This is a genomic window from Protaetiibacter larvae, assembly GCF_008365275.1.
In the GTDB taxonomy this organism is placed as follows: Bacteria; Actinomycetota; Actinomycetes; order Actinomycetales; family Microbacteriaceae; genus Homoserinibacter; species Homoserinibacter larvae.
Map to the genome: position 1 here is coordinate 2,185,326 of NZ_CP043504.1, position 19,699 is coordinate 2,205,024.

22 protein-coding genes are annotated in these 19,699 nt (G+C 70.2%); 6 read left to right on the forward strand and 16 right to left on the reverse strand.

Annotation, left to right across the window (positions count from 1 at the left end; all coding sequences use genetic code 11):
- Positions 1–31: 31 nt before the first annotated feature.
- Positions 32–1,468, reverse strand: coding sequence for a gamma-aminobutyraldehyde dehydrogenase (locus FLP23_RS10280; RefSeq protein WP_149325774.1), 1,437 nt, complete (start codon positions 1,466–1,468; stop codon positions 32–34).
- A gap of 114 nt (positions 1,469–1,582) precedes the next feature.
- On the opposite strand from FLP23_RS10280, the gene FLP23_RS10285 reads away from it, so the two are divergent.
- The 3 genes from FLP23_RS10285 to FLP23_RS10295 all read left to right on the forward strand — a co-directional run bounded on the left by FLP23_RS10285 (position 1,583) and on the right by FLP23_RS10295 (position 5,042).
- Positions 1,583–2,050: an Lrp/AsnC family transcriptional regulator gene (locus FLP23_RS10285; protein ID WP_149325775.1), complete on the forward strand. Its 468-nt coding sequence runs from the start codon at positions 1,583–1,585 to the stop codon at positions 2,048–2,050.
- 7 nt (positions 2,051–2,057) lie between these two features.
- Positions 2,058–3,461 carry an aspartate aminotransferase family protein gene (locus FLP23_RS10290; RefSeq protein WP_149325776.1) on the forward strand — a complete coding sequence of 468 codons (1,404 nt, stop codon included), beginning with the start codon at positions 2,058–2,060 and terminating at the stop codon, positions 3,459–3,461.
- 186 nt (positions 3,462–3,647) lie between these two features.
- The gene (locus FLP23_RS10295; RefSeq protein ID WP_246139964.1) at positions 3,648–5,042 is read left to right on the forward strand and encodes an NAD(P)/FAD-dependent oxidoreductase; all 1,395 of its coding nucleotides are present in this window, start codon (positions 3,648–3,650) and stop codon (positions 5,040–5,042) included.
- Between the two features lie 67 nt (positions 5,043–5,109).
- On the opposite strand, the gene FLP23_RS10300 is transcribed toward FLP23_RS10295, so the two are convergent.
- On the reverse strand, positions 5,110–6,078 hold the full coding sequence (locus FLP23_RS10300) for an aldo/keto reductase (protein WP_149325777.1): 969 nt from the start codon (positions 6,076–6,078) through the stop codon (positions 5,110–5,112).
- Between the two features lie 106 nt (positions 6,079–6,184).
- On the opposite strand from FLP23_RS10300, the gene FLP23_RS10305 reads away from it, so the two are divergent.
- Both FLP23_RS10305 and FLP23_RS10310 read left to right on the forward strand, forming a co-directional pair.
- Positions 6,185–6,736 carry a methylated-DNA--[protein]-cysteine S-methyltransferase gene (locus FLP23_RS10305; RefSeq protein WP_149325778.1) on the forward strand — a complete coding sequence of 184 codons (552 nt, stop codon included), beginning with the start codon at positions 6,185–6,187 and terminating at the stop codon, positions 6,734–6,736.
- The gene (locus FLP23_RS10310) at positions 6,733–7,329 is read left to right on the forward strand and encodes a DNA-3-methyladenine glycosylase I (protein ID WP_149325779.1); all 597 of its coding nucleotides are present in this window, start codon (positions 6,733–6,735) and stop codon (positions 7,327–7,329) included. Before FLP23_RS10305 ends, FLP23_RS10310 begins: the two co-directional genes overlap by 4 nt.
- On the opposite strand, the gene FLP23_RS10315 is transcribed toward FLP23_RS10310, so the two are convergent.
- From FLP23_RS10315 to FLP23_RS10375, 13 genes are all read right to left on the reverse strand, one after another.
- On the reverse strand, positions 7,326–8,069 hold the full coding sequence (locus FLP23_RS10315) for a YaaA family protein (RefSeq protein WP_149325780.1): 744 nt from the start codon (positions 8,067–8,069) through the stop codon (positions 7,326–7,328). The genes FLP23_RS10310 and FLP23_RS10315 overlap by 4 nt on opposite strands.
- Before the next feature lies 1 nt (position 8,070).
- Positions 8,071–8,592 (reverse strand): P-loop nucleotide/nucleoside kinase family protein, encoded by a 522-nt coding sequence (locus FLP23_RS10320; RefSeq protein WP_149325781.1) that lies wholly within the window; start codon positions 8,590–8,592, stop codon positions 8,071–8,073.
- Between the two features lie 53 nt (positions 8,593–8,645).
- Positions 8,646–8,903: a F0F1 ATP synthase subunit epsilon gene (locus FLP23_RS10325; RefSeq protein ID WP_210413852.1), complete on the reverse strand. Its 258-nt coding sequence runs from the start codon at positions 8,901–8,903 to the stop codon at positions 8,646–8,648.
- Between the two features lie 2 nt (positions 8,904–8,905).
- The gene (atpD, locus tag FLP23_RS10330; RefSeq protein WP_149325783.1) at positions 8,906–10,372 is read right to left on the reverse strand and encodes a F0F1 ATP synthase subunit beta; all 1,467 of its coding nucleotides are present in this window, start codon (positions 10,370–10,372) and stop codon (positions 8,906–8,908) included.
- An 18-nt stretch (positions 10,373–10,390) separates the two neighbouring features.
- Complete coding sequence (locus FLP23_RS10335; RefSeq protein WP_149325784.1) at positions 10,391–11,290, reverse strand: F0F1 ATP synthase subunit gamma; 900 nt, start codon at positions 11,288–11,290, stop codon at positions 10,391–10,393.
- Positions 11,291–11,346: 56 nt separating this feature from the next.
- The gene (gene atpA, locus FLP23_RS10340) at positions 11,347–12,984 is read right to left on the reverse strand and encodes a F0F1 ATP synthase subunit alpha (protein ID WP_149325785.1); all 1,638 of its coding nucleotides are present in this window, start codon (positions 12,982–12,984) and stop codon (positions 11,347–11,349) included.
- 34 nt (positions 12,985–13,018) lie between these two features.
- Positions 13,019–13,810 (reverse strand): F0F1 ATP synthase subunit delta, encoded by a 792-nt coding sequence (locus FLP23_RS10345; RefSeq protein WP_149325786.1) that lies wholly within the window; start codon positions 13,808–13,810, stop codon positions 13,019–13,021.
- Entirely contained in the window at positions 13,811–14,365 is a 555-nt protein-coding gene (locus tag FLP23_RS10350) for a F0F1 ATP synthase subunit B (protein ID WP_149325787.1), read from the reverse strand. It lies immediately after the preceding gene.
- A gap of 23 nt (positions 14,366–14,388) precedes the next feature.
- Positions 14,389–14,613 carry an ATP synthase F0 subunit C gene (atpE, locus tag FLP23_RS10355; protein WP_149325788.1) on the reverse strand — a complete coding sequence of 75 codons (225 nt, stop codon included), beginning with the start codon at positions 14,611–14,613 and terminating at the stop codon, positions 14,389–14,391.
- 45 nt (positions 14,614–14,658) lie between these two features.
- On the reverse strand, positions 14,659–15,507 hold the full coding sequence (gene atpB, locus FLP23_RS10360) for a F0F1 ATP synthase subunit A (RefSeq protein WP_149325789.1): 849 nt from the start codon (positions 15,505–15,507) through the stop codon (positions 14,659–14,661).
- Between the two features lie 64 nt (positions 15,508–15,571).
- Positions 15,572–16,030: a Cg1360 family ATP-synthase-associated protein gene (locus FLP23_RS10365; protein WP_149325790.1), complete on the reverse strand. Its 459-nt coding sequence runs from the start codon at positions 16,028–16,030 to the stop codon at positions 15,572–15,574.
- Positions 16,027–17,304: an MraY family glycosyltransferase gene (locus FLP23_RS10370; protein WP_149325791.1), complete on the reverse strand. Its 1,278-nt coding sequence runs from the start codon at positions 17,302–17,304 to the stop codon at positions 16,027–16,029. The genes FLP23_RS10365 and FLP23_RS10370 overlap by 4 nt, the downstream gene beginning before the upstream one ends.
- A complete protein-coding gene (locus tag FLP23_RS10375) occupies positions 17,295–17,972 on the reverse strand; it encodes an L-threonylcarbamoyladenylate synthase (protein ID WP_149325792.1) in 678 nt (225 codons plus the stop codon). Before FLP23_RS10375 ends, FLP23_RS10370 begins: the two co-directional genes overlap by 10 nt.
- A 76-nt stretch (positions 17,973–18,048) precedes the next feature.
- Here FLP23_RS10375 and FLP23_RS10380 point away from each other — a divergent pair, with 76 nt between their 5' ends.
- Entirely contained in the window at positions 18,049–18,675 is a 627-nt protein-coding gene (locus FLP23_RS10380) for an HAD-IA family hydrolase (protein WP_149325793.1), read from the forward strand.
- Here FLP23_RS10380 and prmC read toward each other — a convergent pair.
- On the reverse strand, positions 18,653–19,561 hold the full coding sequence (gene prmC / locus FLP23_RS10385) for a peptide chain release factor N(5)-glutamine methyltransferase (RefSeq protein ID WP_149325794.1): 909 nt from the start codon (positions 19,559–19,561) through the stop codon (positions 18,653–18,655). The two genes, FLP23_RS10380 and prmC, sit on opposite strands and share 23 nt — an antisense overlap.
- Positions 19,562–19,699: the final 138 nt, after the last annotated feature.

Below are 19,699 nucleotides of genomic sequence, written 5' to 3' on the forward strand. Positions count from 1 at the left end.
CCCCCGAGGGGGTGGCGGAGCTCGCCGACGGCTACTCGCCGATGTAGCTCATCACATGCTTGATGCGCGTGTAGTCCTCGAAACCGTACATCGACAGATCCTTGCCGTATCCGGAGTGCTTGAAGCCGCCGTGCGGCATCTCCGCCACGAGCGGGATGTGCGTGTTGATCCACACGCAGCCGAAGTCGAGGTGCTTCGCGAAGCGCAGCGCGCGACCGTGATCCTTCGTCCACACGCTCGACGAGAGCCCGTACTGCACGCCGTTGGCCCACTCGAGGGCCTGCGCCTCGTCGCCGAAACGCTGAACGGTGACGACCGGCCCGAAGATCTCGTTCTGCACGGCGTCGTCGTCCTGACGCAGATTCGACACCACGGTCGGCTCGATGAAGTAGCCGGCCCGCGCGACGCGAGCGCCGCCGGTCTGCACCTCGGCGTGCGAGGGGAGCGCGTCGAGCACGCCGAGCACGCGCTCGAGCTGATTGCTGTTGTTGACCGGGCCGTAGAAGGTGTCCGCGTCGTGGGGGTCGCCCGTCGACACGTTCTCCCTCACGTAGGCCGTGATGGCGGCGACGAACTCGTCGTGCACCCGCTCGTGAACGAGGATGCGGGTGGCCGCCGTGCAGTCCTGGCCGGCGTTGAAGTAGCCGGCGATCGCGATCCCCTCGACGGCCTTGGCGATGTCGGCGTCGTCGAACACGATGACGGGCGCCTTGCCGCCGAGCTCGAGGTGCACGCGCTTGAGGTCGGATGCGGCCGAGCGGGCCACCTCCATGCCGGCACGCACCGATCCGGTGATCGACACCATCTGCGGGGTCTTGTGCTCGATCATCGCGGCGCCCGTCGTGCGATCGCCCGTGATCACGTTGAGCACGCCTGGGGGCAGGAACTCGGCGGCGATCTCGGCGAGCAGCAGCGTGGACTGGGGGGTCGTGTCGGAGGGCTTGAGCACCGTGGTGTTGCCGGCCGCGATCGCCGGGGCGACCTTCCACACCGCCATGTTGAGCGGGTAGTTCCACGGCGTCACCTGGCCGATGACGCCGATCGGCTCCCGGCGGATCGAGCTCGTGTGGTCCTTCATGTACTCGGCGCTCGCGCGGCCCTCGAGATTGCGGGCGGCACCCGCGAAGAACCGCAGCTGGTCGACCGAGAGCAGGATCTCGTCCGTCACGAGGCTCGCGCGCGGCTTGCCGGTGTCCTGGGACTCGAGATCGGCGAACTCCTCGGCGCGCTCCTCCATCCGGTCCGCGATGCGGAACAGCGCGAGCTGTCGTTCGGCGGGGGTCGCGTCCCCCCACCCCTCGAAGGCGGCCGCCGCGGCGGCGAACGCCGCATCCACGTCCGCCGCGCCCGAGACCGGCGAGCTCGCATAGCTTCGCTCGGTCGCGGGGTCGATCACCGAGAAGCTGTCGTCTCCGCGGGCTTCGACGTACTCGCCGTTGATGAAGTTGCGCAGGGTGCGTTCCGCCATGTGCTCACCCTAATCGCTCCCTCGCGGGGCCGAAACTGCTGATTTCGTCGCAGAGGCAGGCCTACATTGCGGATTCGCTTGTTACCCCCTCCCGCCGGTGACAGAATCCCTTACATGGCGCCCCGGAACCGACCCATCGCCCTCGACGAGGTGTCGAAGGCGATCATCGAGCAGCTGCAGGAGGACGGCCGCCGCTCCTACGCCGAGATCGGCAAAGCGGTGGGCCTCTCCGAGGCGGCCGTGCGCCAGCGCGTGCAGAAGCTGCAGGAGTCCGGGGTCATGCAGGTCGTCGCCGTGACCGACCCCATGCAGCTCGGCTTCTACCGGCAGGCGATGGTCGGCGTCCGGGTGACCGGCGACAGCCGGATCGTCGCACAGCGGCTGGGCGAGATCCCCGCCGTCGACTACGTGGTGCTCACGGCCGGGAGCTTCGACATCCTCGCCGAAGTCGTCTGCGAGAACGACGACGACCTCATCGAGCTGCTCAACCAGGAGATCCGGCGCATCGACGGCGTGCAGTCGACCGAGACCTTCGTCTACCTGAAGCTGCACAAGCAGCTCTACAACTGGGGAACCAGGTGATCGCACCATGACACAGACCTCTCATGCCCTGAGCGCGCAGACCGAGGCGCAGCTGCAGCAGAAGGCCAAGGACCACCTCTGGATGCATTTCGCACGCCAGTCGGTGCTCGAAGAGCACGGCGCCCCCATCATCGTGAAGGGGGAGGGGCACCACATCTGGGACTCGCACGGCACGCGCTACATCGACGGCCTCTCGGGCCTATTCGTCGTGAACGCCGGGCACGGCCGCACGCGGCTCGCCGAGACGGCCGCCAAGCAGGCGGAGGAGCTCGCCTTCTTCCCCCTGTGGTCCTACGCGCACCCGTCGGCCATCGAACTCGCCGACGTGCTCGCTGACCATGCGCCCGGCGACCTCAACCGCGTCTTCTTCACCACGGGCGGCGGCGAGGCCGTCGAGACGGCCTTCAAGCTCGCCAAGTACTACTGGAAGCTGCAGGGCCGGCCCACCAAGCACAAGGTCATCTCGCGCTACGTCGCCTACCACGGCACCCCCCAGGGCGCGCTCGCCATCACGGGCATCCCCGCGATGAAGGAGATGTTCGAGCCGGTCACCCCCGGCGGGTTCCGGGTGCCCAACACCAACTTCTACCGCGCCGCCGAGATGGGCTACGAGGGGTCCTCCCTCGAGGCCTTCGGGCAGTGGGCGGCGAACCGCATCGAGGAGATGATCCTCTTCGAGGGCCCCGAGACGGTCGCCGCGGTGTTCCTCGAGCCCGTGCAGAACTCGGGCGGATGCTTCCCGCCGCCGCCCGGATACTTCCAGCGGGTGCGCGAGATCTGCGACAGGTACGACGTGCTGCTCGTCGCGGACGAGGTCATCACGGGCTTCGGGCGCATCGGCGACATGTTCGCCTCGACGACGTACGACATCCGTCCCGACATGATCACCTGCGCGAAGGGCATGACGAGCGGCTACTCGCCGATCGGCGCCTGCATCGTGAGCGATCGGCTCTACGAGCCGTTCCGGCACGGCACGACGGCCTTCTACCACGGCTACACCTTCGGGGGGCACCCCGTGTCGTCGGCCGTCGCGCTCGAGAACCTGCGCATCTTCGAGGAGGAGGGGCTCGTGCAGAACGTCAAGCAGAACTCGCCCCTGTTCCGTGCCGCCCTCGAGCGGCTGACGGATCTGCCGATCGTGGGCGATGTGCGTGGCGACGGCTACTTCTTCGGCATCGAGCTCGTGAAGGACAAGGCCACTCGCGAGACCTTCGACGACGAGGAGTCGGAGCGGCTGCTGCGCGGATTCCTCTCGAAGGCGCTCTTCGACGCGGGCCTCTACTGCCGCGCCGACGACCGCGGCGATCCCGTCGTCCAGCTTGCTCCCCCGCTCACGATCGGCCCCGCCGAGTTCGACGAGATCGAGGGCATCCTGCGCTCCGTGCTCACCGAGGCCTGGTCGCGACTCTGACGGTGCGACGGCGCTGCATCGCCCGCGGGCCTCGACCTCGGTGTGCATCCCACGTCAAGGAGTCGCGCAACCCGAATCAAGGAGTCGGTGTGACCCACGTGGATGAAGTAGCCCGATGAGGTCGGGTTCCGTGCGCGCGTCCGTGACATGGGTTGCGCGACTCCTTGATTTGGGATGCATCGGGGGATGCAGCGCGCCGATCGCGAGGTCGCGATGAGCAGCTACCGGGAGCTGTCGTACTGGCACGGCTCGGTCGGCGCCTCGGGCGATGCGCTCGAGCAGCGGCCGGGGCTCGACGGGGACGCCGATGCGGACGTCGTGATCGTCGGCGGCGGACTCACCGGGCTCTGGACGGCGTGGTATCTGCTCGAGGCGGAGCCGGACGCGCGCATCCTGGTGATCGAGAAGGAGATCGCGGGTTTCGGGGCGTCCGGCCGCAACGGCGGCTGGTGCAGCGCCCTCTTCCCGCGGTCCACCGCATCCCTCGCGAAGGCCCACGGCCGGGATGCCGCGATCGCCATGCGACGCGCCATGATCGACACGGTCGATGAGGTAGGGCGCGCGGCGGCGACGGCAGGGATCGACTGCGACTACCTCCGCGGGGGCACCGTCGTCTACGCGCGCTCGGAGGTGCAGGAGCGCGCCGCCCGCGCCGACGTCGCGGAGACCGCGGAGTACGGGGTCGACACTCTCGCATGGTGGGGGCCGGACCGCGTGCGAGCGGCGGGAGCGCGCGGCGGCACCTTCGATCCGAACTGCGCGCGGCTGCATCCCGCGAAGCTCGTGCGCGGGCTCGCCCGCTCGCTCGAGCAACGCGGGGTGCGGATCGCCGAAGGCACCACGGCGACGCGTGTCGAGACCGGTCGCGTCGAGACGGACCGCGGTGTCGTCCGCTGCGACCGCGTCGTGATCGCGCTCGAAGGCTACGGGGCGCAACTCCCCCAGACGCACCGACGCGTGCTGCCGCTGTATTCGCTCATGATCGCGACCGAACCGCTCCCGGACGAGCTCTGGGACGAGCTCGACCTCCCGCACGGACGCACCTTCAGCGACTACCGGCACCTCATCGTCTACGGGCAGCGCACCGCCGACAACCGCTTCGCCTTCGGCGGTCGCGGCGCCCGCTACCATCTCGGCAGTGCCATCAAGCCCGAGTTCGACCGCGCCGAACGGGTCTTCGCCCACCTGCGGCGCACCCTCGGCGAGCTGTTCCCGGCGATCGGCGACGTCGCGGTGACGCACCGTTGGGGTGGCCCCCTGGGGGTGCCCCGCGACTGGCACGCCGCCGTGCGCTACGACCCCGCCACGCGGATCGGCACCGCGGGCGGCTATGTGGGCGACGGCCTGTCGACCACGAACCTCGCGGGGCGCACCCTCGCCCAGCTGCTGACGGGCGCCGACACCGAGCTCACGCGACTGCCGTGGGTGGGACACCGCTCCCGCGACTGGGAGCCGGAGCCGCTGCGCTTCGCGGGCGCCAACGCGGGCCTGCTCGCCATGACCGCCGCCGACCTCGAGGAGCGCGTCACCCATCGTCCCTCGCTCGTGGCGCGCGCCATGGGTCCGCTCGTCGGGCATTGAGCCGGCCCTGCTCCGCTCGACACCACTCGCTGATCGAGTGCCGCGGCGCAGCCGCGGTGTATCGAGATCAGCGAGAACTGGCGAGGGGGAAGAGCGCGTCGATCCGTGCGAGCTCCTCCGCATCCGGACGCCAGCGGGTTCCCGCGGCCGCGTTCGCCCGCACCTGCTCGGGACGGGTCGCACCGGCGATGACGCTCGAGAGCTCGGGGCGCGACAGCAGCCAGCCGTAGCTGACCTCGAGCAGGCCGATCCCGCGTTCCGCCGCGAAGGCCTCGAGCGCCTCGATCGCGTCCCACGGGGCGTTCTCGGCGATATGCGGACGCTGGCGCCCGATCCGCGTGTCGGCGGGGCGTTCGGTGCGGCTGAACTTGCCCGTGAACAGGCCGTTCGCGAGGGGGAAGAACGGCAGGAATCCGAGGCCGCGCTCGCGCACCGCGGGCAGCACGTCCGTCTCGGCTCCGCGCGTGAGCAGGTTGTACTCGTTCTGCGCCGAGACGAACGGCGTGTAGCCGCCCGCGGCGGCCGCGTCGTCGGCCGCTCGGATGGCGGTGCCGTCGAGGTTGGAGTGCCCGATCGCGCGCACCTTGCCTTCGCGCACGAGCTCGTCGAGGGCGCCGAGGGTCTCCTCGATGGGGGTGTGCGGATCGGGGGTGTGCAGCTGGTAGAGATCGATGCGGTCGGTCCCGAGGCGGGTGAGCGAGCCTTCGACGGCAGCACGGAGGTAGGCGCGGGATCCACCGGAGCCGAGCGCGGTGAGCGGCGACGGCATCGACTGGTGTCCGAACTTGGTCGCGATGACCGCCTCGTCCCGGCGGCCGCGCAGCGCCTCGCCGAGTCGGCGTTCGCTCAGCCCGTACTCGGCGCCGTACACGTCGGCCGTGTCGAAGAAGGTCACGCCGGCGTCGAGGGCGGCCGTCACGACGGCGTCCGTGCCCTCCTGCGTCTCGGTGAGGGTTCCGGGCCGGCCGAGGTTGTTGCACCCGAGCCCGACGACGGTGACGGCGAGTCCAGAGGCGCCGAGCGCGCGCGTTTCCATGCTCCGAGCCTACGGTCCCCTCCTCCCCCATGACGGGGCGCGACGGCTGGCTCGCGATGTCCGATTTCCGCCGGTCGATGTCGCGGGCGCCGATTACGCTCGTGCCATGACCACCCCCGACTCCGCACTCGACCCCGCACTCGACTCCGCGATCGACCCCGTCGCGCTCCGCCGCCTCGAGAGCCCCATCGGCCGCATCGAGGTCGTCGGCGACGGCACTGCGATCATCTCGCTCGCGATCGAACACGAAGGCGCCCTCCCCCACGACGAGCTCGACGAGCGTCCCGACGAGGTCACCTCGCGCGCCGTCGCGCAACTCGAGGAGTACTTCGCGGGCCACCGCCACGACTTCGACCTGCCCGTCGCCCTGCCCGGCACGGTGTTCCAGCAGGCCGTCTGGGAGCAGCTCGTCGAGCTGGAATGGGGCGAGGTGATCTCCTACGGCGAGCTCGGGCACGCCACCGGCCGCGCGAGCGCGGGTCGCGCGGTGGGCGGCGCGGTCGGCGCCAACCCGATCCCGATCATCGTGCCGTGCCATCGGGTGCTCGCCTCGGACGGCCGCATCACGGGCTACTCCGCCGGTGAGGGCATCGCCACCAAGTCGTGGCTGCTCGCGCACGAGGGCGTCGCCCACAAGCTCCCGCGTCCCGCGGCGTGAGCGCCTCGGACCTGCGCGTCGGCGATGACGGTCTCGCCCGCTGCGGCTGGGTGGGCGACGACGCCGAGTACCGCCGCTATCACGACGAGGAGTGGGGATTCCCGCTCCACGGTGATCGTGCCCTGTTCGAGAAGCTGAGCCTCGAGGGCTTCCAGGCGGGGCTGTCATGGATCACGATCCTGCGCCGACGCCCCACCTTCCGGGCCGCGTTCCGCGAGTTCGACATCGATGCCGTCGCCGCGTTCGACGAGACCGACATCGCGCGCCTCCTGGCCGATGCGGGCATCATCCGCAACCGCGCCAAGGTCGAGGCGACGATCTCCAACGCGCGGATCACGCGCGAGCTGATCGCGGGCGATCCCGGTGCCCTCGACCGGCTCGTCTGGTCGTTCGCGCCGACGGCCCGGCGGAACCGCCCGCGGGGGTTCGCCGAGCTTCCCGCCGTCACCCCGGAGGCGACGGCCCTCAGCGCGGCCCTCAAGAAGCTCGGCTACCGCTTCGTCGGCCCGACCACGATGTACGCGCTCATGCAATCCGCGGGGCTCGTCGACGATCACCTCGAGGGGTGCTGGCGCGCACCGGAGAGCGGCTAGAGAACGAGCTCGAGCTCTCCCGGCGCCCCCTGCTCGAGTCGGATGCCCGCGGAGGCAGCCCACGCGAGCAACGACGCCGGATCCGGATGATCGATGCCGGCGAGCATCAGGGCACGCGCGAGGGTGCCCTTGCCTGCCTTGTTGAAGTGGTTGAGGGCACGCCGACGCCCACCGTCCTCGGTCACGACGCGCACGAAAAGCGAGTCGTCGCGGACCGGCGCCGGCCCGAGCGCGGCGTAGGCCTCCGAGCGCAGGTCGAGCACGAGGCCGTCGACGCGCGCGAGTGCCGCCCGGACCGGCTCGCGCCAGAGCCTCGTGAGCGAGATCCCGGGCAGGCGGGAATCGGCGGAGAGACGGTACGCCGGGATGGGGTCGAGCCCGCGGGTGAGTCCGAACAGCGCCGAGGAGATCGCGAGGTGCTCGTGGGCGAAGGCACGAGCGTGAGCCGGGAGGCTCGCCGCGTCGAGCGCGTCGTACAGCACGCCGTCGTATCGGTCGAGCGCCGGGAGCACGGGGGCACGGCGGACGCGACGGTTGCGTTCCGCCTCGTGGGCCTGGGTGGGCCCGAGCTTGAGTGCCGCGGCGGCCGCCGCGGGATCCTCGGAGAGCTCGAGGAGCGCCGAGATCGCGAGCTGCCGCGGGGCGTCGAGCGACCGGAAACCGAGCCGATTCATGGCGAGTCGCGATGCGGGTTCGCCTCCGTCGCGCTTGGTCTCGGACGGCGGCAGCAGGATCAGCACCTCAGCGGTCGAGGAACGCGAGCGCGCGTTCCACGTTGACGCCGAGCGGCTCGACCGAGTCGAGGGTGATGCGCGCGATCGCGCCGCTCGCCCCCGTCCACTCCTCCCACTCGTCGAGGCTCTGCTCGACGGCGAACGCGCCGGGAAGCGCGGTCTCGGCGAGGCGCTCGGCACGCGCCGCGAGCCGTTGACCGTGCAGCTGCGCGTCGGAGCACACGACCTCGATGAACCGGATGTCGGACTTCTGCCGCTCGGCGAGCTTCACCCACTGCTCGCGCGCCGGGCTGACCGCGTTGACCGCGTCGACGATGATCGACCCGTCGCCCGCGAGGACCGCATCCGCGAAGGCACCGGCGACCAGGTAGGCCGCGAGTCCGGTGGGCTGGTCGGCGTCGATGCCCGCCGCGAGGATCGCCGTCTCGATCGGATCGACCGAGACGACCGGGATCCCCCGGCGGTTGCCGACGACCTCGGCGATCGTGCTCTTGCCCGCAGCGGGCAGACCGGCCATCACGATGAGCATGACTCCACCTTAAGGGCAGACGGCGGAGGCGGGATTCCCCCGGCGGACGGAGATCAGACCAGCTCGGCGGTCCCCGCGACGATCGTGACCGTGTCGCCCTGCACCGAGAGGAAACCGTCCTCCACGCGCGCGGTCACGACGCTGCCGTCGGCGGCCGTCACGCGCGACTCGCCCGGGGCGAGGATCGCGAGGATGGGCTCGTGCCCGGTGAGGATGCCGATCTCGCCCTCGGTGGTGCGGGCGATGACCTGCGTGGCCTCGCCCGACCACAGTTCGCGTTCCGCCGAGACGACGGAGACGGTGAGGGCCATGATCAGCCGTTCTCCTTCTGCAGCTCGGCCCAGCGCGCCTCGACGTCGGAGATCGATCCGACGTTGAAGAACGCCTGCTCGGCCACGTGGTCGAAGTCGCCGCGCACGATCGCGTCGAAGGACTCGATCGTGTCGCGCAGCGGCACGGTGGAGCCCTCGACACCCGTGAACTTCTTCGCCATGTAGGTGTTCTGCGAGAGGAACTGCTGGATGCGACGCGCGCGGGAGACGGTGATCTTGTCTTCCTCGGAGAGCTCGTCGACACCGAGGATCGCGATGATCTCCTGGAGCTCCTTGTTCTTCTGCAGGATCGCCTTCACCGAGGTGGCCACGCGGTAGTGGTCGTCGCCCAGGTATCGGGGGTCCATGATGCGGCTGGTCGACGACAGCGGGTCGACCGCCGGGTAGAGACCCTTCGACGCGATCTCGCGGGAGAGCTCGGTCGTGGCATCCAGGTGCGCGAAGGTGGTGGCAGGAGCCGGGTCGGTGTAGTCGTCGGCGGGCACGTAGATCGCCTGCAGCGAGGTGATCGAGTGGCCGCGCGTCGAGGTGATGCGCTCCTGGAGCACGCCCATCTCGTCGGCGAGGTTCGGCTGGTAGCCCACCGCGGACGGCATACGTCCCAGCAGCGTCGAGACCTCGGAACCGGCCTGCGTGAAACGGAAGATGTTGTCGATGAACAGCAGCACGTCCTGCTTCTGCACGTCGCGGAAGTACTCGGCCATGGTGAGGGCCGAGAGCGCCACGCGCAGACGCGTCCCCGGCGGCTCGTCCATCTGGCCGAAGACGAGGGCGGTCTTGTCGAAGACGCCCGCCTCCTCCATCTCGTGGATGAGGTCGTTGCCCTCACGGGTGCGCTCGCCGACACCGGCGAACACCGACACGCCGCCGTGGTCCTGCGCGACGCGCTGGATCATCTCCTGGATGAGCACGGTCTTGCCGACGCCCGCGCCGCCGAAGAGGCCGATCTTGCCACCCTGCACGTAGGGGGTCAGCAGGTCGATGACCTTGATGCCGGTCTCGAAGAGCTGCGTCTTCGACTCGAGCTGGTCGAAGGCCGGGGGCTTGCGGTGGATGGGCCAGCGCTCGGTGATCTCGACCGTCTCGCCGGGGGCCCCGTTGAGGATCTCACCGGTGACGTTGAAGACCTTGCCCTTGGTGACGTCGCCGACCGGAACCGAGATCGCGGCTCCCGTGTCGCGCACCTCCTGGCCGCGGACGATGCCATCGGTCGGCTTGAGGGCGATGGCACGCACGAGGTCGTCGCCGAGGTGCTGGGCGACCTCGAGCGTGATGGTGGTGGTCTGCTCGCCGATCGTGATGTCGGTCGTGAGGGCGTTGTAGATGCCCGGGATCGCGTCGTGCGGGAACTCGATGTCGACGACGGGGCCCGTGACGCGCGCGACGCGCCCGACGCCGAACTCAGCGGGAGCCTCCGACGCCGGAGCCTTCTTGGTTGCGGTAGCCATGGTTTCTCTTCCTGATCGTTACTTCGCCGAGCCGAGGGCGTCAGCGCCGCCCACGATCTCGGAAATCTGCTGGGTGATCTCCGCCTGGCGCGCGTTGTTCGCGAGGCGGGTGTAGTCGCGGATGAGCTTGTCCGCATTGTCGGAGGCGGCCTTCATCGCCTTCTGCGTGGCCGCCTGCTTGGAGGCCGCCGACTGCAGGAGGGCGTTGAAGATGCGGCTCTCGATGTAGACCGGCAGCAGCGCGTCGAGCACCGCCTCGGGCTCCGGCTCGAACTCGTAGAGCGGGAAGATCTCGGCCTCGCCGGGCTCCTCGACGCCCTCCACGACCTCGAGCGGCAGCAGCCGCACGACCTCCGGCTCCTGGGTGAGCATCGAGACGAAGCGGTTGTAGACGATGTGGATCTCGTCGACGCCGCCCTCCGCCGTGGGCTGCACGAAGCGGGCGACGATCTCCTCGCCGATCTCCTGTGCGGTCGCGAAGCTCGGGGTGTCGGTGTCGCCGATCCAGGCGCGCTCCGGAGTGCGCTTGCGGAAGTTGAAGTAGCTCACCCCGCGGCGGCCGATCACGTAGTGCACGACCTCCTTGCCCTGCTCGGTGAGCAGGGTGGTGAGCTCTTCGCTGGCGCGCAGCACGTTCGCGTTGAAGGCACCCGCGAGGCCGCGGTCGGAGCTGAACACCACGACGGCGGCGCGGTGGATCTTCTCCGGCTCGGTGGTGAGCACGTGACCCACGTTCGAGTAGGTCGCGACCGCGGAGACGGCGCGCGTCACCGCGCGTGCGTACGGCGCAGAGGCCGACACCCGCTGCAGTGCCTTCTGGATGCGGCTCGCCGCGATCAGCTCCATGGCACGGGTGATCTTCTTGGTCGTCTGGGCAGAGCGGATCTTCTGCCGGTAGACCCGAAGCTGGGCTCCCATGTCCTATCTCTTCCTGTCGTCTCGTCGAGTGGGGGTGCGCGGGCCGCCGAGGCGGATCAGCGCTTGCCCTTCACGATGCGCTCCTGGTTGACGTCTTCGACGTCCGCCGCGTCGAACTCCTCGTGCCCGGGGGCGTCGAGGTCGACGCCGCCGCCGGGGAGGAACTCGAGCAGGAACGCGTCGACCGCGGAGGCCAGCTCGGCCTCGGTCGCGTCGTCGAGCACGTTGGTCTCGCGGAGGGTGTCGAGCACCTTGGTATTGCGGGCGAGGTGGTCGTGCAGCTCGCGCTCGAAGCGCAGCACGTCCTCGACGGGGATGGTGTCGAGCTTGCCCTTGGTTCCGGCCCAGATCGAGACGACCTGCTGCTCGACGGGGAACGGCGAGTACTGCGGCTGACGCAGCAGCTCGGTGAGGCGGGCACCGCGCTCGAGCTGACGGCGGCTCGTCGCGTCGAGGTCGGAGGCGAACAGCGCGAACGCCTCGAGCGCACGGTACTGGGCGAGCTCGAGCTTGAGCGTGCCGGAGACCTTCTTGATGGACTTGACCTGGGCGTCGCCGCCCACGCGCGACACCGAGATGCCCACGTCGACCGCGGGACGCTGGTTGGCGTTGAACAGGTCGGACTGCAGGAAGATCTGGCCGTCCGTGATCGAGATCACGTTGGTCGGGATGTACGCCGACACGTCGTTCGCCTTGGTCTCGATGATCGGGAGGCCCGTCATGGATCCGGCGCCGAGCTCGTCGGAGAGCTTCGCGCAACGCTCGAGCAGACGCGAGTGCAGGTAGAACACGTCACCCGGGTAGGCCTCGCGGCCCGGCGGGCGGCGCAGCAGCAGCGACACGGCGCGGTAGGCCTCGGCCTGCTTCGACAGGTCGTCGAAGATGATGAGGACGTGCTTGCCGCCGTACATCCAGTGCTGGCCGATGGCCGAGCCCGTGTAGGGGGCGAGGTACTTGAAGCCCGCGGGGTCGGAGGCCGGAGCCGCGACGATCGTGGTGTACTCCAGGGCGCCGGCGTCCTCGAGCGCACCCTTGACGGCGGCGATCGTGGAGCCCTTCTGGCCGATGGCGACGTAGATGCAGCGCACCTGCTTGTTGACATCGCCCGAGTCCCAGTTGGCCTTCTGGTTGATGATCGTGTCGATCGCGATGGCCGTCTTGCCGGTCTGGCGGTCGCCGATGATGAGCTGGCGCTGACCGCGGCCGACGGGGATCATCGCGTCGATGGCCTTGATGCCGGTCTGCAGCGGCTCGTGCACCGACTTGCGCTGCATGACGCCGGGAGCCTGCAGCTCGAGGGCGCGACGGCCGTCGGCCGCGATCTCCCCGAGGCCGTCGATCGGGTTGCCGAGCGGGTCGACCACGCGTCCCAGGAAGCCGTCGCCGACGGGTGCCGAGAGCACCTCGCCGGTGCGGGTGACCGCCTGACCCTCCTCGATGCCGGCGAACTCGCCCAGCACGATGACGCCGATGGAGTCCTCGTCGAGGTTGAGCGCGAGGCCGAGCGTGCCGTCCTCGAAGCGCAGCAGCTCGTTCGCCATGGCGCCCGGGAGGCCCTCGACGTGCGCGATGCCGTCGGCGGCGTCCTTGACGATGCCGACCTCGGTCGTGGTGGACTTCTCCGGCTCGTAGCCGGCGACGAAGTCCTTGAGCGCCGAACGGATCTCGTCCGGGCTGATCGTGATGTCTGCCATGTCTCTTCCTTGGAGTGGTGCGTCGTGTGCCGGGTCAGCCGGCGAGTCGGATGCGGAGGTCGGCGAGGCGCGAGGCGATCGTTCCGTCGATGACGTCGTCGCCGAGCTGCACCCGCAGGCCGCCCACGATGGTGGGGTCGATGATGAGGTTGACGCGCAGTGCGCGGCCGTAGCGCGCGGAGAGCGTCTTCTCGAGTGCGGTCAGCTGTGCGGCGCTCGGCGCGGTGGCGGCGGTCACGGTCGCGACGATCGCGGATCCCGCGTCGGCGACGATGTCCGCAGCGCCCGACAGCAGCTCGCCGATGCGGCGGCCGCGCGGGCTCTGCACGAGGTGCCGCACGATCGCGACAGTGGCCGGCTGCGCCTTGCCTCCGAGGAGGCCGTCGACGAGCGCGGCCTTCGCCTGGGGCGTGCCGAGCTTGCTGCCGACGGCGAGCTCGAGCTCGTGGTCGCTCGACACGGCGGCACCGAACGCGAACAGCTCGCGCTCGAGCTCCCCCGCGGATCCCGCCGACACCGCGATCGCTCGGATGCCGAGCTGCTCGATGCCGTCGAGCAGCTCCGCCTGGCTCGACCAGCGCGAGGTGACGACGCTGCCGAGCAGTCGCGCGGCGGCGGCGTCGAGCGCACCGAAGATGCGCGTGATGAGCTCCGCCTTGCGGGCCGACTCGACGGCCGGGTCGGCGAGAGCGGCGCGCAGCTGCGACGACGACTCGATCGCACGACCCGCGGCGAGCAGCTGCTCGCCGGTCGCGAGGGTCACGCCCTTCTCGGCGGCGAGCTGCTGCTTCGCCGCCTCCAGGGCTACGCGGGAGGCCGAACCCATCTAGTTGCCCGCCTTCGCCTTCTCGTCCGCCTCGAGCTCCGCGAGGAAGCGGTCGACGATGGCCGTCGCCTTCGCGTCGTCGCTGAGGGTCTCGCCGATCACGCCGGAGGCGAGGTCGAGCGCGAGGGTGCCCACCTCGGCACGGAGCGAGACGAGTGCCGCGGCGCGCTCGGCCTCGATCTGGGCCTGGGCGGTCTGGGCGATGCGCGTGGCCTCGGCCTGCGCCTGGGCCTTCAGCTCGGCGAGGATCGCCGCGCCGTCGGTGCGGGCCTGCTCGCGGATGCGCGCCGCCTCGGCGCGGGCTTCGGCGAGCTGCGCGTTGTACTCCTCGCGCGCAGCCGACGCGGCGGCCTGGGCCTCCTCGGCCTTCTTCAGACCGCCCTCGATGGCCTCCGAGCGCGCGTCGAGCGCCTTGTTGAGGCGCGGCAGCACGCGCCACCAGAAGAACACCAGGATGATCGCGAACGCGATGCTTCCCCAGACCAGGTCGGGGAGCGCCGGGATGAGAGGGTTGGGGGCCTCTTCCGCGACGACGGCAGGGAATGCGTGCAGCATTCCGCCTCCTTAGCTGAGGGGACTTACGGGAACGGGATGAACGCGACGGCGATCGCGATGAAGGCGAGCGCCTCGGTGAACGCGATACCGAGGAACATCAGGCCGGTGAGGCGGCCCTGGAGCTCGGGCTGGCGCGCGACCGACTCGACGGTCTTGCCGACGACGATGCCCACACCGATGGCGGGGCCGATGGTGGCGACGCCGTAAGCGAGCGGGGCGAGCTGGCCGGTGATCTCAGCGAGGTTCACTGGGGTTTCCTTTCGTGGACGGTGTCCGGGCGGATGCCGGACGGTTCAGTGCTCGTCGGCCAGCGCGAGCTGGATGTAGACGGCGGTGAGAAGGGTGAAGACGTAGGCCTGCAGCACGGCGACCAGCAGCTCGAAGAGCGTGAACGCGAAGCCGAAGGCGAAGGTTCCGATCGAGAACAGGCTGAACCAGCTGCCTGCCGTGAAGAGGAAGAAGCTCGTGGCCGAGAAGCAGAGCACGAGGAGCATGTGCCCGGCGACCATGTTCATGAGAAGACGGACGCAGAGCGTGACCGGCCGCAGGATGAAGGTCGAGATGAACTCGATCGGCGTGACGATGATGTACACCGGCCACGGCACCCCGGGCGGGAAGAGCGCGTTCTTGAAGAACGACGCCGGATGCTTGCGGATGCCGGCGTAGATGAACAGCACCCAGGCGAGGAGCGCGAGCACGAGCGGCAGGCCGATCACGGAGGTGCCCGCGATCTGCAGCGGCGGCACGATGCCCGTGACGTTCATGCCGATCACCGTGAAGAAGATCGCCATGAGGACGGGCATGAAACGCTTGCCGTCCTTCTCGCCGAGGGTCTCGATGATGATGTTGTTGCGCACGAAGCCGAGCACGAACTCGGTGGCGACCTGACCGCGACCCGGCACGACCTTGAGCCGGCGGGTGGCGAACCAGAAGTACACGAGCAACGCGAGCACGACGATGAGCCGGATGATCATGATCCGGTTCAGCTCGAACGGCGAACCGATGAAGAGGACGGGCTCGGGGAAGAACTCATCCAGCGACGGGCCGTGGAAGCCACCGTCGCCTGCGTCGTCGTCGGCGAAACGGACCAAGGGGGTGAGGGCGGTAGCTAGCAGCGCTGACTCCAAAATCGGGGCGCGCATGCACGCGGCGATAGAAGGGGTTGGATGTCAGCCTATCAGGGCTGACGGGTGGGTCAGGACGACCTTACTCGGGCGCGGAGTCCGATTCCTGGTCTTCCGGGAGCGGGACGTCCGCGTACGGCACCCGCGCACGCTGGAAGGCGAGCACGTCGACCGCGAGCGAGCCGATGACGGCCACGATGATCGTGCCGAAGAACACGTAAGGGTTGAGCCAGGGCTGGCCGCGCAGCCAGATGACGAGCACGAGGAACAGCACGAGCTTGAGCAGCCAGGTGCCGAGCACGATCCCGAAGAAGACGGGGCTGCCCGGGTCGCCCGCGGTGACCCGCTGGGCGAGCAGGATGCTCGCGGCGGTGAGACCGAGGAACACGAAGGCGACGGCGGCCGCGATGAGCCCGCCGATGAGGCCGGGCGCCTGCGCGACGAACCAGCCGACCACCGCGGCGAGCACGGCGAGCGCGGCGGCGAACAGCGCCCCCCAGCGCAGGGCGAGGCTCAGGATCGGGTTGCTGCTTCCGCTCATGCGGTGGACTCCTTCTCGTGGAGACGCTCGAGGGCGTCGCGGGCCTCGTCGTCGCTCGGGGCGGCGGAGGTCTCCGACGCCTCGTCGAGCGGGTCGAACCGGGCGAGGTGGGTCTGCTCGGCCACCACGGGGTCGGTGCTCTGCACGGCGACCTCGATCGCCTTCCGGCGGCTGAGCGGGGCGAGGGTGAGGATCGTGCACACGACGAGACCGAGGAAGGTGACGAGCGCCGCCCACCAGGTGTCGATGAACAGGAACAGCAGTCCGCCGATGGAGGCGGCCGCCGTCCACGCGTACAGGATCAGCACGGCGTGGAAGTGCGAGTGGCCCATGTCGAGCAGCCGGTGGTGCAGGTGCTTGCGGTCGGCACTGAACGGCGACTTCCCCGCCCGAAGACGCCGGAACACCGCGAGGCCGAAGTCGAGCAGCGGCACGATGAGGATCGTGAACGGCAGCAGCAGCGGGATGAAGGCGGGGAAGAACTGGCGGGGACTGCCGACCGTCTCGTCGATGACGCCGGCGTCGATCTGACCGGTGACGGCGATCGTCGACGCCGCCATGAGCAGCCCGACGAGCAGCGCCCCGGCGTCGCCCATGAACAGGCGGGCGGGATGCCAGTTGAGCGGCAGGAATCCGAGACAGGCGCCGATGAGGATCGCCGAGATGAGCTGGGCGAGATTGAAGTAGTCGCTTTGGCCGGTGGGGCCGTAGGAGATCAGGTAGACGTACACCGAGAAGGCGCCGTTCGCGATGATCGCGACCCCCGCGACGAGTCCGTCGAGACCGTCGATGAAGTTGATGGCGTTCATGACGAGCACGATCACGATGACCGTGATGACGAGCGATTGCCAGGGGGCGAGGGTGACGATGACGCCCGGGAGCGGGAACGACAGGAACTGGATGCCCGACCAGGCCAGCAGCGCCGCCGCGAGCATCTGGCCGGCGAGCTTGGTGAACCAGTCGAGATCCCAGATGTCGTCGGCGACGCCGATGAGCACGATCATGGCGGCGGCGCCCAGCAGGCCCCAGATGTGCATCGGCTGCGAGTAGACGAGGGCGAGCGGCGGCAGCAGGGAGCCGACCCCGAGCGCGGCCGCGACGCCGAGGAACATCGCGATGCCGCCGAGTCTCGGGGTGGGACGCGTGTGCACGTCGCGTTCTCGGATCTTCGGGTACAGCCGGTACCGCGTCGAGAGCTTCCAGATGACCATCGAGAGCGCGAAGGAGATGAGCGCCGCGATGCCCGCGGTCACGACGTAGAAGATCAGGCGCATCGATCGGCTCCGACCACCCGGATGATCTCGGCATCCGGGATCACGCCGTGCCGCACGATGCGGAGTCTGCCGTCCGGATGCTCGAGGTTGGTCGCGTCGACGATCGTGGACCCCGTGCTGGGCTCCGCGGCGGGGTAGCCCTCCCCCGCGGTGCCGGCGTCGAGATACACGGCGACCGCGTCGCCCAGCATGGCCTCCGCCGCCGCTGCGGTGGTCGCGGCGGGCTCCCCCGTGCGGTTGGCGCTCGAGACCGCGAGCGGCCCGGTCTCGGCGAGCAGCTCGAGGGCGATCGGGTCGCTCGGCATCCGCAGCGCGACCGTGCCCCGGGTGTCGCCGAGATCCCAGTCGAGCATCGCCCGGGCGCGCAGGATCACGGTGAGGCCGCCGGGCCAGAACTCGGCCACGAGCGCGCGCACCTCCTCGGGGATCGGGTCGGCGAGGGCGTCGAGCGTGGGGATGCCCGGCACGAGCACGGGCGGCGGGGCGCTGCGGTCACGCCCCTTGGCGTCGAGCAGACGCTGCACGGCGGCGGGCGAGAACGCGTCGGCGGCCACCCCGTACACGGTGTCGGTGGGGATGACGACGAGTTCGCCGCGCCCGATGGCGCCGCGAGCGAGGCGCATCCCCGTCAACAGCTGCTCGGGGACCCCGGTGTCGTACATCGCCATGGCGTTTCCATCCTAGGAGCCCGCGTGCGGGAGCCCGCTCAGGCGGGGCGCGGCGCGATCGGCGAGGATGGAGGCGATGACTCTGCTCTTCCTCTTCGACATGGACGACGTCCTGTACGACTACGACTGGCGCGTGCGGATGGCCGGCCTCACGGAGCTCACCGGCCTCGAACTGGCCGAGCTGCGGCGGCGCTGGTGGCACGACGACGGCGAGTGGGCGGCGGAGGCGGGGCGGTTCCCGGACGGCGCCAGCTACCACCGTGCCTTCACGACCGCGCTCGGCGTGCCGGTGAGCACGGACGAGTGGGTGCGCAACCGCCGTTCGGCGATGCGTCCGCGGCCCGAGGCCATCGCGGCCGTGCGCCGGGCCGCCGAGCTCGGGCAGGTGAGTCTGCTCACCAACAACGGGCCGCTCATGGACGAGCAGCTCGCGACGGTCGCGCCGGAGATCGCGCCGCTGTTCGGCGAGCATCTGCGCACGACGAGCCGCTACGGCGCGCGCAAGCCCGACCCCCGCGTGTTCGAGCGCGTGCTCAGCGAGTACGCGGTGCCCGCCTCCGAGGTGTTCTTCGTGGACGACATGGCCGAGAACGTGGCGGCCGCGGCATCGCTCGGGATCACCGTGTACCGCTACGGCACGGCCGAGGGCCTGCGCGCGGCGATCGAGGAGTTCGCGCTGCTCAGGGCCGCAGCGCGGTCGTAGCCCGGTCGCGGCCGAGGAGGTCGCGGTGCGTCGCGGTGGCGCGCCAGCCGTCGGCGTCGAGCAGGGCGCGCAGCTCTGCCCCCTGCAGCTCGCCGTGCTCGATCACGAGCGATCCGCCCGGCCGCAGCAGGGCGAGGGAGCGTCGCGAGAGCGAACGCACCACGTCGAGCCCGTCGGGGCCGCCGTAGAGCGCCACGGCGGGATCGTGCAGCCGCACCTCGGGATCGCGCGGGATGGCGTCGTCCGGGATGTAGGGCGGGTTGGAGATCACGACGTCGACGCTGCCGTCGAGCTCGGGAAGCGCCTCGCCGAGGTCGGCGAACACGAGGCGCAGGTTGTGCGCACCGACCGTGCGCACGTTCTCCTTCGCCCAGATGAACGCGCGCGGCGAGTTCTCCACCGCGGAGACGCTCGCGTGCGGCACCTCGGTGGCGAGGGCGAGGGCGATCGCGCCGCTGCCCGCGCCCAGGTCGACGGCGACCGGACGCTCCGAGGGCACCGCCCACAGCGCGTCGATCGCGAGCTGCGCCACGAACTCGGTCTCGGGCCGCGGCACGAACACCCCGGGGCCGACCGCGAGTTCGAGGGAGCGGAACGGGGCGCGACCGGTGATGTGCTGCAGGGGTTCGCGGGCGGCGCGGCGCTCGACGGCCTCGAGATAGGCGATGCGATCGTCGGGCGCGACCCCCGAACCGGTCACCGCCTTCGCCTGCACCTGACCCCGGCTGATGCCGAGCACATGCGCCAGCAGCAGCTCCGCATCCGCGTCCGGCGTCGGCACCCGGGCAGCCTGCAGCACGCGGCTGCCGTGCGCACGCAACTCGGCGACGGTGCGCGGCGGATCCGCGCGCTCCACGAGCGGGAGCGAGGTGGGAGAGTCGTTCATGTCCATCGGGGCGCTCGGGCCGCCCCGATGCAGACTACCTGCCCGGTGCCGCCGCCCGCGCATCCGAGGCGCTGCCCCTCCCCGCCTCCGCGCCTCCCGGCTCCCTCCCTCCGCCCTTCCCGTCCCAAATCAAGGAGT